At 43.6% G+C, this 19,669-nt stretch carries 8 protein-coding genes; 4 read left to right on the top strand and 4 right to left on the bottom strand.

Annotated features, from left to right (window positions below; translation table 11 throughout):
- Nucleotides 1-29: 29 nt before the first annotated feature.
- From ACGHVY_RS23595 to ACGHVY_RS23610, 4 genes are all read right to left on the bottom strand, one after another.
- Nucleotides 30-1,433: a Gfo/Idh/MocA family protein gene (locus tag ACGHVY_RS23595; protein ID WP_390601947.1), complete on the bottom strand. Its 1,404-nt coding sequence runs from the start codon at nt 1,431-1,433 to the stop codon at nt 30-32.
- A 119-nt stretch (nt 1,434-1,552) separates the two neighbouring features.
- Complete coding sequence (locus ACGHVY_RS23600; protein WP_390601948.1) at nt 1,553-3,469, bottom strand: RagB/SusD family nutrient uptake outer membrane protein; 1,917 nt, start codon at nt 3,467-3,469, stop codon at nt 1,553-1,555.
- An 8-nt stretch (nt 3,470-3,477) separates the two neighbouring features.
- A complete protein-coding gene (locus tag ACGHVY_RS23605) occupies nt 3,478-6,663 on the bottom strand; it encodes a SusC/RagA family TonB-linked outer membrane protein (protein WP_390601949.1) in 3,186 nt (1,061 codons plus the stop codon).
- A gap of 163 nt (nt 6,664-6,826) precedes the next feature.
- Nucleotides 6,827-10,828, bottom strand: a complete 4,002-nt coding sequence (locus ACGHVY_RS23610) for a two-component regulator propeller domain-containing protein (protein WP_390601950.1) — start codon at nt 10,826-10,828, stop codon at nt 6,827-6,829.
- A gap of 216 nt (nt 10,829-11,044) precedes the next feature.
- Here ACGHVY_RS23610 and ACGHVY_RS23615 point away from each other — a divergent pair, with 216 nt between their 5' ends.
- From ACGHVY_RS23615 to ACGHVY_RS23630, 4 genes are read left to right on the top strand one after another with little or no spacing between them, the layout of a single operon-like run.
- Nucleotides 11,045-12,445 (top strand): arylsulfatase, encoded by a 1,401-nt coding sequence (locus tag ACGHVY_RS23615; RefSeq protein WP_390601951.1) that lies wholly within the window; start codon nt 11,045-11,047, stop codon nt 12,443-12,445.
- A gap of 11 nt (nt 12,446-12,456) precedes the next feature.
- On the top strand, nt 12,457-14,820 hold the full coding sequence (locus ACGHVY_RS23620; RefSeq protein WP_390601952.1) for a M60 family metallopeptidase: 2,364 nt from the start codon (nt 12,457-12,459) through the stop codon (nt 14,818-14,820).
- Nucleotides 14,821-14,843: 23 nt separating this feature from the next.
- Nucleotides 14,844-16,439: a sulfatase-like hydrolase/transferase gene (locus ACGHVY_RS23625; protein ID WP_390601953.1), complete on the top strand. Its 1,596-nt coding sequence runs from the start codon at nt 14,844-14,846 to the stop codon at nt 16,437-16,439.
- Nucleotides 16,440-16,461: 22 nt separating this feature from the next.
- The gene (locus tag ACGHVY_RS23630; RefSeq protein WP_390601954.1) at nt 16,462-19,605 is read left to right on the top strand and encodes an alpha-galactosidase; all 3,144 of its coding nucleotides are present in this window, start codon (nt 16,462-16,464) and stop codon (nt 19,603-19,605) included.
- The last annotated feature ends 64 nt before the right edge of the window (nt 19,606-19,669 follow it).

The raw sequence follows: 19,669 nt of genomic DNA on the forward strand, positions 1-19,669 counted from the left end.
TAAGAATCATCGTTTTTTCAGTAACTGAACTATTTAACAAGAAAGTGCCGGTAACCTTTTACCTTATCCCATCCTCCACGGGTAAAATCGGGAACAGCTACCGGAGCCGAACCGTTTTCTATGGAAATGCGTGTGAGTTCCGCCATGCAACACCATTCTGCTAAGTCATAAACATCCATGTCCAGCGGCAGGCCATTCCGCAGACAGTATACGAGCCGATAATCCATGATATAATCCATTCCACCATGTCCGCCTACCTTTTTAGCTCTCTCTTCCAGTTCTTTATGAATAGGATGTTTATATTTATCCATCAAAACTTTCTTTACTTCTTTTGCGACTGCCTGATGTGTATTTAGATTTTCATGATTAGGAATATCCTCAGAATTAACTTGAGAAGGTCTTAAACAATACTCCTCAATCGGATACTTGCTGGCATATCCATCCGTCCCTACTACCTGATACATCCGACTATAAGGACGGGGAGTCATCACGTTATGCTGAATCAAAATCGTTTTACCGTTCTCCGTACGGATAAAGGTAGATGTCTGGTCTCCGTTCTGAAAGTCTTCAATCTCCTTGCCCGTTTGCTTTTTGATATATGCCGGACCACTTACAGCTTTTGTATCCATCGAAACCAAGGTTTTCATGCGATCTCCCCGATGAATATTAAGTATCTGGCATACAGGGCCTATGCCATGAGTAGCATATATATCTCCCCGATGTTTTCGGTTGTAATCCATACGCCAATTATTCCAATAGCGTCGCCATATATTTTCCAAATTATGAATATAAGCCCCTTCTACATGTAAAACTTCACCAAATACACCTTGCTGTGCCATATTGAGAGTAGTTAATTCAAAAAAGTCGTATATGCAATTTTCTAATTGCATACAGTGTTTACGAGTTCTTTCTGAAGTATTAACGAGTTTCCATATTTCATCCAAAGTCATTGCAGCAGGAACCTCGATAGCCACATGTTTTCCATGCTCCATTGCATATACACCCATTTCGGCATGATGTTCCCAATCTGTTGCTATATAAATAAGGTCGATATCTTTGCGTTTGCATAATTTTTTCCATGCATCTTCCGAACCGGCATAAGATACCGCTGCCGGCAGACCGGCTTTTCTCAGAACTTTTTGTGATTTCTCTACACGTTCGGGAAGAAGATCGCACAAGGCAATAATTTGTATCCCCGGAATGTGTGTCCAGCGCGCTATTGCACTGGAACCACGCATACCCAATCCGATGAAACCCACACGTACCGTATCAATTTTGGGGGCGGTAAGTTGAATCACATCCAGTTGCCCTGCCGGACGAACAGGTATTTCTGTTCGAATAGGCAACCGGACAACTTTGCTTTTTTGTGCATAACCGTCTATACTTGTCAACAAAAATAAGCCGACAATGATAATCAATAATATCTTTCTCATAATTATCTACTAGAAAATAAGTATACCTATAACAGATGCAGATAAACACTTGAAATACAAGTCATACTTACCTGCACCTGAAAATGTAGGGCTTGACAACCTATCAGAAACTTTACTTGTTAGTAGCCGGGGTTTTGAACCCACTGCGGACACTTGTTAATTTCCGGTTGCGGGATAGGCATCAGATATTGTGCTTCTTTGAAAGTACGGATTACGTTCAGTTCCTTCACTTGGAAAAAGTCTTCTTCTGTCTTGCCATAAATGTTCAGCCCCTTGACTTTTTCTCCTAATATTTCAGCTTGTTTCCAACGGCGTAAATCCCAGAAACGGTGATTCTCGAGATAGAACTCAATCTGACGTTCACGACGTACAATTTCCCGTAACCCATCTTGTGTATTGGCTTTTTCCGGATGCGCAGCCTTCTCCCAGGCAACATCAATTGTAGGAATACCGGCACGGGTACGTATCTTATCAATATACACTTTCGCTTTGCTCAAGTTGTCTTCTCCGCCCAACTCTATCAATATCTCCGCATAATTGAGATAAAGCTCCGCCATACGGATGAGCGGATAAGGATATTTGGTAGTGGCGTTCAGCCCGTTTTGGAAAGCCGGATGAAAGAATTTCTTGTTCAGATAACCAGTTCCGGAGTAATTGGCGTCATTGCCATCTTCCTTAGCACCCTGCGCCTCTCCACACATGAGCTTTAATTGGATAGCTTTCTTATTATTGGCAGCATTTGTGTTGGCACCGTTGTATTTGGCTATTTCAAAGAACCCGTTGTGGAAACCAATCCAGGCATAGAAACGCGGTTCACGATCCAGATGCAGTTTGAGTGTCTTTCCGTTGGGGTTCTTATAATTGTTGCCGTCGTAATTATTGGGCATATTGACAACAGAATAACGTCCGGGATAATCAAATTCGGTATCTTCCTCTATCGGTAATCCGTTTTTGGTATAGAACAATTCTACTATCTGTAAAGTAGGCGCACAAGAATTATATGCATTCTTATAACCTTTGTCGTTCTGACGCGGACATGATTGGTTCTGTATCTCATATTGGGTTTCCGGACGTGTATCCACCATGATTAATTCCGGATTGATACCTGTCGCATTATCCATAAATGTATATCTGACTGCCCGTTGGCTAGCTTCTGCCGGTCCGGGCTTGGCAGCATCGGGCGTACCTGCGTCCGTCTTATCATAAAGCCGGAATTTGGTATCCAGTTCTTCAATAGCTTTCCGGGTAATTTCTTCTGCTGTCTCCCATTTCTCCCTGCTCTCCGTCTGCGCAATCAGATACCGCCCGTCTATTTTACTCTTGAAGTCGGCATAAAATTCAGTTTTTCCATTATTTCCGTTGAAAAGAGGTGAGGCTGCATACAAATGTAAACGTGCCCGCAAAGCAATGGCTGCATAACGTGTGAAACGACCGTATTCGTCCGATTCAAAAGACTCCGCCATATCAGGCAATGCTTCTTCTATCTTTTTATCTATGAATTCCACTACTTCATCCACCGACGAACGTTCGGGATAAGTGCCGGCATCTGTCGTCGGATCTAGCGGAGCCTTGATAATAGGTATTGGTCCGTAAGCTCTCAATGCAAGAAAATGATAGTATGCAATAAGAAAGGTAGCCTCTGCTTTATAATACTTCAGATCATCCTCTACCATATTGGGCGTTAAATCTATGACATTCAGAAATTCGTAACAACGACGGATACCTTCCCAAATATTATTATAATAACTTTCTGTGATACTTAAAAAGACAGGTGAATAGTATCCGCGCGGAAAAGTCTGAAAGTCATTCTTCTCCATCGGAAAACAAACTTCCCCAGCCGAATATTTGTCAATATGCTCAGGTTTTCTGGAGTTGGGCAGTTTGCTATAACAAGAGTACAAAAAGCCCCGGGCTGCTGCCGGATTTTTATAAGTATCCTCAGGAGTATTGCGCTCTTCGGGAACAATATCCAGATAGTTGCATCCGGACATCAGAACGGCAGTTGCGATAGATAATAATATATATTTCGTTTTCATATACTTACTTATTTGAATGTGAATTGAATACCGATATTGTATGTACGCTGTGTAGGATATGACATTCCGTTTCCGCCTCCCATCTCGGGATCCCATAACTTGAATGGGGAGAATGTTAATAGATTACGTCCACTGATATAAGCTCTGAAACATTTGTGTGTAAATCCTATCTCCGCATTTTTAAGTTTCAGGAAAGCACCGTTCCGCAGCCAGAAAGTAGAACCTGCCTGGTTGTTTTCATTGACGCCATTCGTCAGTCGCGGATATGCGGCATTCGGATTAGGATTGTCCTCACTCCAATAATCATCTGTAATAAATTTCATGACACCAGGGATCGTTGTCTTATCCTTGGTTACAAACGGATGGAAGTTTTCTATCAACAATGAAGTGTGCGCCACTCCCTGGAAGAAGAAAGAGAAATCCCACTTTTTGTACTTCATGGAAGAACCGAATCCGTAAACGATTTCCGGTGTCTTGGGGTAACCTGCCCATATCCGGTCATTCTTGTCGATAATTCCGTCTGTCTTTCCTTCCGCATTCGCAATGTTCCTGTATCTGATGTCTCCCGGCATCGGTATATATCCCAATGTCTGTTCCGGACTGCCGGCTATTTCCGCATCGTCTTTGAACAGTCCTATGGCATCATAAATCAGATAACTGTCTACAGAGTGTCCTACGCTGGATAATTGCGGATAGAGCTGATAAGGAGGTTCGTCCCTTTCAAGAATGGTGTTCTTTGCAAAAGTGAACGTCCCCCGGGCAGAGATAAAGAAGTTTTTATTGATTCGTTTGTGGTAATTCATCGACATGTCGAACCCCACGTTTTTCATCTTGCCCATATTTCCATAAATGGCAGTTCCTCCTGTACCTGCAAACTTGGGTAGAGTATTGGAACGCTGCATAAAGATGTTGCTTCTTATTTCCTTGAAACCATCGACGTGCAAATTGAAATCGTGAAATAACTGAATATCCATACCCACATTCAGCTTTTTACCAATTTCCCATGTGAGATCAGGATTATAATAGCGATTCCATGCAGGTCCTTTATAGGTGGTATTCATCGCCGTTCCTGTGGTATATCCCCAACTACCTAATACGATATCTTCCAGATAAGCGAACCGAGATCCTACTCCGTCATTACCTACCAGACCGTAAGAGGCACGGAACTTCAAATGGGAGATAATATCCGACATCGGTTTCCAGAATTTCTCTTGTGAAATATTGTAACCGACAGCTACGGAAGGGAAAAATCCCCAGCGATGCTTGGCAGCAAAGTTCTCGGAACCGGTACAACCGAAATTCGCTTCAATCAAGTAACGGTCGTCATAGCCATAAGAAAGGCGCCCGGCCACCCCTTGTTTACGCTTAGGCAGCGAAGCAAGCAACCCGTCCGGATTATTGACATTGGTCTGTTTCTGGTCATACAACAGCATCACGTTCACTTTATGGTCACCGAATTTACGGTTATAGTCCAGATGTGTCTGGACATACATCCAACGGTCGCCGGAAGAACTTCCTTTTGTTCCAAGTGTGGCAGCCTTTTCTTCTTCATTGACACGTCCGAGCGTATACGTCCCATCGCCATTGTCCGAAGCTATCTGAAATTGGTTATATCCGGCAGTACGTGTAACGACAGTGCTCGAATAGTTCTTGAAAGACACCAACCCGTACCATTTTAGTCCGGGAAGTATCATTTTAAGATCCTGGTCTATCCTGAACTTCGCGTCTACTGTAGAAGAGAAGGTCGTTTTATAACCGGTTGCATATTCAGCTACCGGGTTGCGATATCCATTATTGAATGTGCCGCCTTCCATACCTCCCCACAATGTATATGAAAGTTTTTCCCACTCAGACGGATAATAAACCGGAAAATCGACAGGAGAAGCTTGCCGTGAAAGACTGAATATCTCATCTGCGCTTTTAGCAGGCCCTTTCCAGTCTTTCATACTGACATTCAATCCTAAAGCGACTTTAGTGGTGGGTGTCATTTTGATACTCAGATTGTTGACAAAGTCATAGCGAATCACGTTGATGTTATTATTGAACGAGAAAAACTCCTTACTTCGTGATTTTAGATTACCCCCGTCCCTTTTGATAGAAGCACTCATGAAATAATGGACAGCCTTTTTACCTCCGCGGATATTAAAATTGAAACGTTCGGAGTCAGACATCTTGTTGAACATTTCATCAAACCAATTTACATTCGGATATAAATACGGGTTCTTTCCGGCTATTGTTCCGGCTATTTTCTCTTCCGAATATACTTTCCCCTCCTCCCTACGAGTTCGGCGGGCTTCGTTATACAATTTCATGTATGATACACCGTCTACCATTTCCGGTATTTCATTCATCACATTGATGGCTGTTTCAAAGCGGAAATTGATAATCGGTTTAGCCAGGTCGGCACCTTGTTTGGTAGTTACAATCATTACACCGTTAGCTCCGCGTGTACCATACAGGGCAGTAGCGGTAGCGTCTTTCAGGATAGAAAAACCTTCGATAACTTCCGGATCTAAAGCGTCCAAATCACCGGAGCTGATTTCCACACCGTCGAGCACAATTAAAGGACTATTCGCACCGGCTGCACTGCTGAAGGTCGATTTACCGCGAATCCAGAAATTAGCCCCGTCCGCACCCGGCTCACCGGAGCGTTGTACAGCAATCACACCGGCCAGTTTACCGGCAAAGTTACTACTCAGGCTGGTGGTCGGCGCTTTCAGCGCATCAGGTTTAATCTGGTCGACAGAACCTACCAAAGTCTCCTTTTTCTGGCTGATACCAAAAGCGGTGACTACTACTTCATCCAATTGCCTGGCATCTTCTTCCAAGGTCACATTGACAGTGGAACTCTTACCAACAACGACTTCCTGTGTCTTATAACCTATACAACTGACAATAAGAACAGCATTCTCCGGTACCTTCATCTGGTACAAACCATCCATATTGGTAATCACTCCGGTGCCCTTATCTTTCACTTGAATATTGACACCGATAACCGCTTCCCCTTTTTTGTCACGTACAAAACCTTGAATGAGTTTTTCTCTTGTTTGCCCGACCTCATAGACAGCCGGTGTGTTTTTCGTTTTTTCAGTAAAGAAAGAGCTGTTTGCATCTCCGGATGCATAAGAAGGAGAAACTAAACAAGTAACGGCACTCAAACCGACCATTACTTTTCGGAAAATCCTTAAGTTCATTGGATCATGTTTTTTCATGTTTTCCACATTTAAGTTAGTAATTAGATTCAGCATTATCTGCCGCAAATGTATGGTGAATGCGGTTTTGGAACGGGAATTGCCTGTAACAGATTGCGTCCCGATGTGTAACACTGATACTTTTTTACTTCTTTTCTATTCGCTTTTATGACGGAAAATACTTTTTCTGATATTCGGAGGGAGTTAAATCATACTTTTTCTTAAAATAAATCCGGAACATTTTAGGAGAGACAAAACCGGTCAGGTCGCTCACCTCTGTGACATTCAGATCCGGACGTTTCAATAATTCGGCAGCACGGGCCAATTTATAGTCACGGATAAAATCGGCAGGAGTCTGCCCGATAATACCTTTCAACTTCCGGTACAGATGCATACGGCTTAATCCTATATCCTTGCTGAGCCGGTCAATATCATATTCCGAGTCGTCAAGGTTGGCTTCTACGGCATCTACTATTTTTTGCAGCAGTTTGTCCTGTATCGGAGCAGCTTCCGGCTGTCCGATACTATTGGAGAGTTCTTTCAACAACTGTTCTTTCAGTTTCTCCCGGCTCACCAGAATATTGGCTATCTGGGCTTTTATGTGTGCTTCCGTAAAAGGCTTGACAATATAAGAATCCGCCCCATATTCCAAAGCCTGTATTTGGGACGAATCAGATAGTTTGGCGGTCACCAATACCACCGGAATATGGCAGGTATCAGGTGAAGTTTTGATATGGCGGCACAGTTCAATGCCGTCCATATCCGGCATCATGACATCGCTAATCACCAAATCGGGCAGATAACGTTGTACCATTTCCCACCCTTGCACACCTCCTCCTGCTTCCAGCACCTCATACTCGTCCGAAAGCAAATGCCTCATATAATAGCGTATATCCTCATTGTCGTCAATGACAAGTAAAATGGGCAATTGTTTCTCTTCTTTCTCACTGCCGGTCGGCTCTTGCATCACAACCGGCAACTGCTCCATTTCAGGATATACCGCCGGCAAGCATAGAGTAAACATGGCGCCTGTTCCCAATTTGCTGAACAATTCTATTTCACCTCCATGTAAATGAGCCAGCTCCCGGCAAAGATTAAGACCGATGCCAGACCCCGGTGTAGGAGAATCTCCCGCATCAATCTGATAAAAACGCGAGAATATTTTCTCTTGTTCTTCTTCTGCAATGCCTTTTCCATCGTTTCTTACGGAAATCAGCAGCCATTCTTGCCCGTTACGCTTTTCCCGCTTGACAGACACTTCTATATAAGTCTGCGCAAATTTGACGGCATTAGACAAGAGGTTGTAAATGATACGCTGTACCTTATTGGCGTCTATCAGCAGAATCAGATGATCGCAATCATCACAATAGAAAGACAGGCGGACATTACGTTCTCCGGCCCTTTCTTCAAAGAAAGAACAGATGGTACGTACGAAAGCCACGATTTCCTGCGGTGCTTGTTCCAGTTGCATATTTCCGGTTTCTATTTTACGGAAATCAAGCAAATCATTTATCAGACGTAGAAGTATTTGCGCATTCTTGGAGATAATGGCCAGCATTTTATTCTCTTCTCCCTCAGTATTGAAACTGCCTTCCAGCTTCTCAATCAGACCGACAATGAGAGTCACAGGTGTACGTAACTCATGCGAGACATTTGTATAGAATTTCATTTTAGCATTGTATAGCTCCTTTTGGTTCTCCTCATATATCCTTTCTTGAAAAAGTATACGTTTCAATTCGTTCCTTCTTCTAATCCAAAGAATAATAACAGTTCCCAGTACAGCGACTAAGATGATATACACCAGATAAGCAACCGGACTCGCCCAGAAAGGAGGAAGGATAGTCACTGTCATCTTTGCCGGACGTTCGTTCCATACTCCGTCGGAATTACAGCCTTTCACCTCAAACAAATAGGTTCCCGGATCCAGATGAGAATAAGAAGCGGAGCTATGCTCGTTGGTATATATCCACTCCTTGTCAATGCCGGACAGGCGATATGCAAAACGATTCTTCTGCGGTGCGTGGTAAGAGAAGGTGATAAAGTTGAATGTAAAATGCCGTTCGTCATATTTCAGTGTGATATGCTCGGTAGAGGTGATATCGCGGGACAAGATGACTTTACCTTCATATTCTTTTCCAGGACGTATGTCAGTATTATATACTTGCAGTCCGGTGATAGCTACTTTCGAGGCTTGTTGCCGGATATGAATCTCTTCGGGCTGGAAAATAGTGACTCCATTGATTCCGGCAAGATAAATCATCCCTTGCGCATCCTGAAAATGTGCTCCTTTTGCAAATTCATTGCTCGGCAGCCCGTCATAGGAGGTATATTTATAGAACAACTCTTTGTCAGGATTGAAACAAGTGAGTCCGTTGCAGGTACTTATCCATAATTGACCGTTACAATCTTCATAAATACTATATATCAGGTTGTCCGATAAACCGTCGGTCTCGGAATAATTACGGAAACCAATCGTGTCACGATTAGTAATCAGATATAATCCTGCTCCCCATGTCCCTACCCACAAACGTTCTTTCGAGTCCTCAAACAGATAGGAAATGTCAGTATACATCGTCCGGTTTTTTCCGTTGTTCATAAACCGGAAGCCTTTCCCGTCACGCCTCAGGTGGATAATTCCGTGGTCACGAGTTCCTATCCACATATCACCGTCTTTTGTCTGTGTGATAGCTCGTGTGTTTCTTTTGAAAGGATTGCCGTCAGTAAGCAACGGCGCAGTGTTCCCATCCTTGTCAATGAGACATATCCCTCCACCGCTTCCGCACCACAGGTTTTGTTCATTGTCCCTGTAAAGTACGCTGGTAAACGAATGGTTGATGCGGTTCTCCGGTAAGAAATCACTTATCATCTTTGTCTTCTTATTGAATGTTTTGAGCCCTCCGCCTGTACCGACCCAAAGTTCATCGGCGTTTCGTCTGTTGATTACAGTGATATGGTTGGGAAAAATATAATGGTGAAATCTATTAGTCTGTTTGTTCCATTGGTTGAGAACAGCATTCTGGGTACCGAACCAGACCGTTTCGTTGTCTTCTGTATAAATGGCATGTACCAGATTGTCGCTTATGGTATTTGCCATTTCCGTCTGATGCTGGATATTGATAAAAGGAGATTCGTTGAGAACCAGCTTATTCATCCCGCCCGTAGCCGTTCCTATCCATAAAATACCGGATCCGTCTTCGTATAAAGATAGTATTTCATTACTGTTGAGGTTATTATAGCGGGAACTCTCAGTCCTGAACTGCCGTATGCCGGCATTGTTGACCAAGTACAGCCCGTTTTTGCGGCTTCCCGCCCATACTTGGTTCTGTGAATCCCTATATAAAGTGGTTATCACATTATTCGACTGGTTTTCCAAAGGAATTTCTTTTATAATTTCTCCCCGTTGAGACAATAGCCAAAGCCCGTTGACGGTTCCGGCGAGTATATTCCCGGTAGGTTCTATTAATATAGAGTTGATTTGGTTGCGAAGATAGTGTTCCGGCTGTTTTTTGTCGTATAAATAACGGAAAGTCTCGGACTTGGTATCAAAAAGGAAAAGCCCCCGGTTACTCCCTAAATATAGATTATGATGGGAATCGGCTTTAATATCCTGTATATAATAAGGTGTAATATCTTTGTCCTGAATAGTCCATAAGTCGAATTTCTGCAAAGATGAATCAAACTTCAGTAATTTATTGCGGAAACACAACCAAATGTCTCCACTGTCGTCGCAGAAGACTGCATTGATCCTGAAAGTGTTGGTTCCGGGGATTACTTCTTTTAGTTTTTCTTTATAATTGATGAATCCTGCCATGTCGGGGTCGTAAGCATCGAGAGAGGTGGTGGTGGCAATCCATACCTTTCCGTCTTTCCCTGCACATAAAGACATAACGGTGTTGCCGGAAATAGTGCTTTCCGTAGCTTTAGGATCCCACTTCCATTTAGTGAAACGATAACCGTCATAGCGGTTTAGTCCGTTATTGGTTCCTATCCATAAATATCCGGTCTGATCTTGTATGATAGAAGTTACATCCGATTGTGACAATCCGTCATCAATAGTCAGATGATCGAAACGGAGATTGCTGTTGAGTGGGGAGACAGCAGCCAATGACAGGCTATGGAACAACAATGATAAATACAAGAATAGGAGTAAATGTGTCTTTTTTAGCATAGCATTTTATCTTATTTCGAGGATAAAGATAAAAAGAGAGAATGAGACTACAAACAGATTTTTCTTGAAAACTTATCATTAACGAACTTTTATACGAATGTTACTGGAGGGGATTTAATGTGTTACAAGAAGGGGCTGCCACTCCGGTATATCCTCCGTATTTTTGCGCAAAAAAGTAATACTAACCATTCGTATAACTAACTATAAATGAAAAACATGATGAACAAAACTCTTGTGTCAACCTTACTTCTGGTTCCTGTCGCCTGTCAATCGGAAAATGTACAGGATAACGGGAAAGTTCCCATGCAGACTCCCAATATTGTCTATATTATGGCGGATGATTTGGGAATAGGAGATTTAGGCTGCTACGGCCAACAGCAAATAAAGACTCCATGTATTGACGGACTGGCCCGCAATGGAATGATGTTTATGAGGCATTATTCAGGTTCGTCCATCAGCGCACCCTCACGCTGTACATTATTGACCGGAAAACATACGGGACATGCGGCGATCCGCGGTAACAAACCGGTGACATTGGCAGATGGAGAGAAATACGATACTCCATTGCCTGCTAAGGAAGTGACGGTAGCCAAATTGCTGAAACAAAAAAACTACCGGACAGCTTGTATCGGAAAATGGGGAATGGGTGGCCCGGATAGCGAAGGGCATCCTAACCGTCATGGATTTGACTACTTCTATGGATATCTGGGACAAGGACATGCTCACTCTTACTATCCGCCTTTCTTGTTTGAGAATAATGAAAAGATTATGCTGGAAAAGAAACATTATTCTCATAATCTGATAGTGGAGAAAGCATTAGACTTTATAGACAAAAATGCAGAACACCCGTTCTTCCTATATTTCAGCCCTACGATTCCTCATGCCGAACTGGCGGTGCCCGAAGAGAATATGCAACAATACGAAGGGCAATTTCAGGAAAAACCTTTCGCCGGCGGACATTATTGCGCACAACCGAAACCACGGGCTGCCTATGCGGCAATGGTCACATTGCTGGATACAAATGTCGGACAAATCATCGAGCTGCTGAAACGAAAAGGAGTCTATGAGAACACAATCATCATTTTCACTTCGGACAACGGAGTACATAAAGAAGGAGGTCATGACCCGGAGTATTTCAACAGCAATGCAGGACTGAGAGGCATCAAACGGGATTTTTATGAAGGTGGTATCCGTACTCCTTTTATTGTAGAATGGCCGGGAATGATAGCTCCCGGCAGCCGGAACCAGCATGTTTCCGCATTTTGGGATTTTCTGCCGACTGTTTGTGATATAACAGGCATTTCCACTCCCCATGATATAGACGGCATTTCTTATTTGCCTGTACTGAAAGGGCTGGAACAGCCCGAACATGATTATCTGTACTATGAATTCTATGAAAAACAAGGTACGCAGGCAGTCATTCAAGATGATTGGAAACTGATCTCTTTGCAGGTCAATGCCCCTAAGAAGACTCACTATGAATTGTACAACCTGAAGACTGATCCCAAGGAACAGCATAATGTAGCCGTTTTGCATCCCGACCGTGTGGAACAACTGAAGGCATTGATAAAGCAAGCACATACAAAGAACCCTATTTTTAATTATAACTTTGAATAACAAGTACGATTATGAAAAACTTATTTTTACTGTTAAGTCTGACATGTGTAACTCTGTTTACCGCATGTAGTGATAGTAGTGAGGAATTGATAGAGAATCCTCCTGCTGATTTGGAACAACCGGAAGAGCCTGGAAATGCAGACCCTTTTGATAACGAGGAATTTGTGGATGTAATGTTTAAAATCTCTTCTGCAACGGCTACGGGATTTATTGACGAAGTGGAGACGGATAAGTTCTGGTATCAGAATCAGAAAATAGAGTTGTCATTTGACGGAAAACCGGGAACACACTTCAATTCGAAGGGAAAAGGTTATCTGCCTGTTACAGTGACCTATTATTTCGCAGAAGAACAGCCGGATTGTATTGATTATTTTATCTATTACCCTCGTCAGGACAAAAACCAGAACGGGAACTGGGGAGAGTTTGAGATGTTGTATCAGAACGCAACTGGAGAGTTTGTTCATGTTGGTGATTTTGACTTTCAGCAAAAAACAACTTATACTAAGCAAATTCTAGAACGGCCCATAGAGAACCCTAAAGCGGTTCGGTTCATTATCAAATCCGGCTACAACGATCAAGCTAGTTGCGCTGAAATGCAATTTTACAAGAAGGCGAAAGGAACGGCTGTCGAACTGTTTACGGATATTACTTGCTCGGAATTGAGGCCGGAAGTGACGAAAGAACAGATACAGGCTCTGCCGGAAGGCGGCTCGGCATTACTGAAACAGATTGCTTTGGCATTGTATGACAAGACGTATGATATGAAACGCATTCAGATGTATCAGGCTTATCCGGATATGGAAGCAAGTACCAAGAAATTGGGTGCATATAATCGCTTTGAGAATCCGACCGGCATTTATTTCAAAGCGGGAGATTTGGCCATGGTTTTCGTAGGAGAAAGCCAACAGACATTAAGCATGAAAGTGGTAGACTGGAGCAAGGAAGGAGGCGAAAAGACAAGTGTTTATCCGTTGGCGATGGGTATCAATACGTTCACCGTGTCGCAGAACGGACTCGCTTATATCGATAATTGGTTGAAGGCTTCGGAAACGGTGCCCGATGTGAAAATCCATATTGCTACCGGGCAAATGAACGGCTGGTTCGACTATGAGCGGGGAGATGATAAAACGGAGTGGATCCAGCTATTGAACAATGAACAGTCGGAATGTGATATTTTGGATATTCGCGGCAAGTACATCCAATTAGCGATAGACAAAAACTCCTTGACGAAGAAATGTCCGGAACGTGGGCGGGAAATGATTGAACAATATGATAAAATTGTACGCTTGGAACAGGAAATGATGGGCATGTACAAACATAATTGGCGACCTGTAAACCGAATGTTTGGTCGTAAGAGCTATGGAGGAAGCCCGAATGCCAACAGCCGCGGCATCTCTTTGCCGGATGTGCCTCTGAATCCGGACAATATAGGAAATATGTGCTGGGTGATAGCACATGAATTGGGACACATCAATCAGATACGTCCCAACATGAAGTGGCATGGAACAACTGAGATTACTAATAATTTGTATTCAATGTGGGTACAATATAACTACTCACCCCATAAATTGCGCTTGGAGCATGAATATGTTTCCAACGGAATGGGTAGCCCGAAATTAATCGGAGGTCGTTACAGCAGTTATCTTTTGAGTGGAGTTATCGGAGGAGATCCGTGGCTGTTCCAAAAAGGGTATGGTCAGTTAGACTCGGCGAACGGCAACGTGTTTGTCAGCCTAATACCACTTTGGCAGTTGCAACTATATACAAAAATAGCTAAAATGGGACCTGAAGATTTCTATCCCGATTTGCTGACAAAGGCATGGAAAGCTCCTAACCTGTCCGGACCTGGTAAGATTCAACTCAATTTTATAAAGAATGCATGCGATATCATGCAACAGGACTTGACGGATTTTTTTGAGAAAGCCGGTATGCTGAAAGAAGTGGATTTGCAGGTTAATGATTACGGTAACAAGGCTAAATTGGTGATTACTGCTGCCGATGTCGAGACTATGAAAACTCATGCCTCGCAGTATCCGAAACCTGCTACAACCGTGTTGAATTATATCTCGGGCAATAGTGTGGAAATGTTCCGTGACAAGCTGACCGTGACGGGTACACTAAACAAAGGGGTGACGAACTCCATAATTGATGATAAGGAGAACAAGAATTTTCGTACTGTGTCTGTTGATGTCTGGAAAAATGCGGTTGCTTATGAAACCTATGCAGGCAATCAGTTGACCAAGGCTGCTATCTGTGGAACAGGTTTCGGTTATGGCGGTTCTACCATAGTGTCTTATCCTCAAGGCTCTACTTGCATCAAAGCCGTTGCATGGGACGGTACACGTACGCTTGTATATGATATACCGCACGAATAATCGAAAATAAAAAATAAGAAGATATGAAAAGAAAATCCATATTATACCCGTTGGCAACCTTTTCTGTTGTCGCTTCTTCACTGACTTCCGTATATGCTTGCCACAATACCACCGACGGACTTCCCGCCGACAAAGACGAGGAAGCGGAAAAGAAGAAAGAAATATCATCACGACCTAACGTTATATTCATCTACGCGGATGATATCGGCTACGGTGACTTGAGTTGTAATCAGACGGTGAAAACCATTTCTACTCCCAATGTGGAAAAACTGGCCAGCGAGGGAGTTCGTTTCACCAATGCTTACAGCGCAGCAGCAACAAGTACCCCCGCACGCTATGCCATGCTTACGGGAGAATATGCCTGGCGTCGTCCGGGAACAGGAATTGCAGCCGGAAACGCAGGTATGATTATCACACCGGAACGTTATACACTTGCCGATATGTTCAAAAATGCCGGATATGCAACGGCGGTCGTCGGCAAATGGCATTTGGGGCTCGGAGCAGAAACCGGTAAACAGGACTGGAACGGTCTGGTAACTCCCAATACTTCGGACTTGGGATTCGATTATTCCTATATCATGGCTGCTACTGCCGACCGTACTCCTTGTGTATATATGGAGAATGGCCGGGTGGTAGGGCTGGATCCTTCCGATCCGATAGAGGTTAGTTATAATAAACCGATAGCGGGTGAACCTACCGGAAAGGACAATCCCGAACTTCTGACTCTTCATCCTTCGCATGGACACAATCAAGCGATTGTAAACGGAGTCTCACGTATCGGATATATGAAGGGCGGACATTCGGCACGCTGGAAAGACGAAAATATAGCAGACAGTATCGTGGCACATGCGATTGGTTTTATAGAAAACCAGCAATCGGGAAATCCTTTTTTCCTGTATATGGGAACAAATGATATTCATGTCCCTCGTATCCCTCACGCCCGCTTCCGCGGGAAAAGCGGTATGGGAGCCCGTGGAGACGCGTTGCTTTCATTCGACTGGTGCGTAGGAGAGATTATGAAAACATTGAAGCGCTTGAAACTGGATAAAAATACAATCATCGTTTTATCGAGTGATAATGGACCGGTGGTAGATGACGGCTATAAAGACCAGGCGGTAGAACTGTTGGGAAATCACCGTCCGTGGGGACACTTAAGAGGAGGAAAGTATAGCAGCTATGAAGCTGGTTCCCGCGTTCCGTGCATTTTAAGATGGAAGGGAACGGTAAAGCCCGCCGTCTCCGATGCTATGGTGAGCCAAATAGACTGGATGAGTAGTTTTGCCCAGTTGCTGAATGTAACTTTACCTGCCGGTGCCGGGCCGGACAGTGAAAAACAATTGGATGCATGGTTGGGCAAGGATAAAGCGGGACGCGAATATGTCATCGAACAAAATGTAAACAACAATCTTTCCATCCGGACCCGTGACTGGAAATACATTGCACCGGGGAAAGGAGCCGCCCGATATACAGCGGCAAATATAGAATTGGGCAACAGCCAGGAGCCTCAACTTTACCGGTTGTCCGATGATGAAGAAGAGAAGGTGAATCGTGCTTCGGAATATCCGCAAGTCCTGCTGAATTTGCAACTTCGTCTGGAACAAGTGAAGTTAAAACAATAACCGTATAAAAAACAATAGAATAGTGAAGAGTAAGTTTTGTTTGTTAATCTGCTTGCTGGGATGGATACTCCCGGCAAGCGGTGGCGAGAAAGAGATAATTCGTATATCTACCCGGAATATAGACCTTATTTACAAGATAGCCGGTAACGGGCGTGTCTATCAGCAATATATAGGCAAGCGCCTGCAGTTTGAATCAGATTTCAAGCATCTTCCGTCAGGAAAGGAAATCTATCTGACACATGGCATGGAAGATTATTATGAACCGGCCATCCGCATATTGCACAATGACGGGAATCCTTCTTTGCTGCTAAAATATGCAGGCCACCAGTTATCGAAGAATGAGGATGGCAGTACGGCAACCGTAATCCGCTTGCGTGATGAAGCCTATCCGGTAGAAGTAGATTTGCATTATATATCCTATCCGGAACAAGATGTCATCAAAACATATGCGGAAATAAGGCATCACGAAAAGAAGCCCGTCACGTTATACAACTATGCTTCCTCTTTGCTCCATTTCGCAGGCAAGGCTTATTATCTGACCGAATTTACGGGTAACTGGGCACACGAGGTGAATATGACCGAATCTCAACTTTCTTATGGTAAAAAGGTGTTGGATACAAAGCTGGGAAGCAGGGCGAATATGTTCTGCTCTCCCTTTTTCGTACTTTCATTCGGTCAGCCGGCAGCCGAGGATGAAGGAGAGGTATTATTGGGTACGCTCGGATGGACGGGCAACTACCGGTTCACATTCGAACAAGATCATCAGAATCATCTTCGTGTACTTTCCGGCATCAATCCGTATGCTTCGGAATATGAATTAAAACCGGACGAGACATTCACCACCCCGGAGTTTATTTTCACCTACAGCCTTTCCGGAAAAGGAACGGCAAGCCGCCATTTCCATGATTGGGCACGTAAGTACCAGTTAAAAGAGGGAATGGGCGACCGGATGACTTTACTGAATAACTGGGAAGCCACTTATTTTAATTTTGATGAGCAGAAGTTGTCCGATATTATGGATGAAGCCGTCAAGTTGGGCGTAGACATGTTTCTGCTTGATGACGGGTGGTTCGGGAACAAATATCCGCGTAGCAGCGATCATCAGGGACTGGGAGACTGGGAAGAGACGAAAGACAAGCTCCCGCATGGAATCGGCTATTTAGTGAAGACCGCCACTGATAAAGGTATCAAATTCGGACTCTGGATTGAGCCGGAAATGGTAAATCCGAAGAGTGTGCTTTATGAAAAGCACCGTGACTGGGTGATTCGTCTGCCAAACCGGGAAGAATACTATTTCCGTAATCAACTGGTATTAGATCTGAGCAATCCGGATGTGCAGGATTACGTATTCGGAGTGGTAGATGACCTGATGACTAAATATCCCGGGATAGCTTATTTCAAATGGGACTGCAACAGCCCCATCACGAATATCTACTCCGCCTATCTGAAGAATAAGCAAACTCATTTATACATCGGACATGTAAGAGGCTTATATCGAATACTCGACCGTATTAAGGCAAAATATCCGAACCTACCGATGATGCTTTGTTCCGGTGGAGGAGGACGTTCTGATTATGAAGCACTTAAATACTTTACGGATTTCTGGCCTAGTGACAATACCGATCCTATAGAACGTATTTTCATCCAATGGGGATTTTCTCATTTCTTTCCGGTGAAAAGTATGGCGGCTCATGTGACCGGTTGGGGGAAACAACCTTTGAAATTCCGCCTTGATGTCGCCATGATGTGTAAACTGGGCTTTGATATTCGTACACAACAGATGACAGAAAAAGAACTCTCACTTTGTCATCAGGCGGTAAGCGATTTTAACCGATTGAAGCCCGTCATTCTGGAAGGGGACCAATATCGGCTTGTCTCTCCTTATGAAACAGATCATGCCGCTTTCTTATATACGGCTAAAAAACAGGACAGAGGCGTGTTGTTTATTTACAACCTGCATCCCCGTTATGCCTCGCCCCTGAATAATGTACGCTTGAAAGGGCTCAAAGCGGATGCCTTTTATCGTCTGGATGAACTTAACGTACCTGAAGGGCAACGAAAAAGTGCCGTCTCCGGTAAAGTTTATTCCGGAGACTACTTAATGTCAGTCGGGCTATCAGTTCTATCCAACCGCCATACTTCGAGCAGCGTATTCGAATTGGTGGAAGAGAAGCGGAACATCGAACCCGGCGCTTTATGGAAAGATACGAAAGGACAGATGATTAATGCACATGGAGGAGGTATTCTTTATCATGAAGGAACCTATTACTGGTATGGAGAGTTGAAAGGCGATTCTACCTATTGGAATCCGAACGTACCGAACTGGGAATGTTACCGTACGGAAGCCGGAGGAATTTCTTGCTATTCGTCCAAAGACCTTTATAACTGGACTTTTGAAGGCGTGGTATTAAAGCCGGATTTAACGGATAGAACCTCCGACCTGCATCCTTCCAATGTGTTGGAACGTCCCAAGGTTATCTATAATGAAAAGACCAAAAAATTCGTGATGTGGTTGCATGTCGATAGTGATGATTATTCAAAAGCATGTGCCGGAGTGGCCGTCTGTGATACTCCTGCAGGAGAATTTAAGTATATACGTTCCATGCGCCCCAATCAAAGTATGAGCCGTGATATGACACTGTTTAAGGATGATGACGGCAAAGCCTATCTCTTATATTCATCCGAGGGGAATGCCACATTGCATATCAGTTTATTGACAGATGATTATCTTGACCATACAGGTACATTCACTCGGAATTTTGAGCGAAAATCACGGGAAGCACCGGCTGTTTTTAAAAGAAAAGGAAAGTATTATATGATTACTTCCGGTTGTACCGGCTGGTCACCCAATAAAGCTATGTATGCTGTTGCTGATTCCGTTTTAGGGCCATGGACATTAAAGAGTAATCCCTGCCGTGGGAAAGATGCCGAAAAAACATTTTATGGGCAAAGTACCCATGTGCTACCCGTAGCAGGCAAGGAAGATACTTATATCGCCATGTTCGACCGTTGGATGAAAAAGGATTTGATAAATTCCCGCTACATTTGGTTGCCTATCCGTTTTGAGACGGAAGAATTAGTCATTGAATGGAAGGATTCATGGATTATAGAGAATAACTGTGAAACAAAAGTATCCACATTTAATACTGCTACTTCAGGTAAATAGCTGATTTTCCATAAGAAATAGAATAGAATCAGTATATTTGTGAAAATTAATGCGATTATATTCA

It is taken from the genome of Bacteroides sp. f07, from assembly GCF_042854785.1.
Lineage (GTDB): Bacteria > Bacteroidota > Bacteroidia > Bacteroidales > Bacteroidaceae > Bacteroides.

Coding starts and splice junctions, on each gene's coding strand:
- ACGHVY_RS23625 (WP_390601953.1), top strand. CDS start 14,844: ATGAAAAGAAAATCCATATTATACCCGTTGGCAACCTTTTCTGTTGTC.
- ACGHVY_RS23620 (WP_390601952.1), top strand. CDS start 12,457: ATGAAAAACTTATTTTTACTGTTAAGTCTGACATGTGTAACTCTGTTT.
- ACGHVY_RS23605 (WP_390601949.1), bottom strand. CDS start 6,663: ATGAACTTAAGGATTTTCCGAAAAGTAATGGTCGGTTTGAGTGCCGTT.
- ACGHVY_RS23615 (WP_390601951.1), top strand. CDS start 11,045: ATGATGAACAAAACTCTTGTGTCAACCTTACTTCTGGTTCCTGTCGCC.
- ACGHVY_RS23595 (WP_390601947.1), bottom strand. CDS start 1,433: ATGAGAAAGATATTATTGATTATCATTGTCGGCTTATTTTTGTTGACA.
- ACGHVY_RS23600 (WP_390601948.1), bottom strand. CDS start 3,469: ATGAAAACGAAATATATATTATTATCTATCGCAACTGCCGTTCTGATG.
- ACGHVY_RS23610 (WP_390601950.1), bottom strand. CDS start 10,828: ATGCTAAAAAAGACACATTTACTCCTATTCTTGTATTTATCATTGTTG.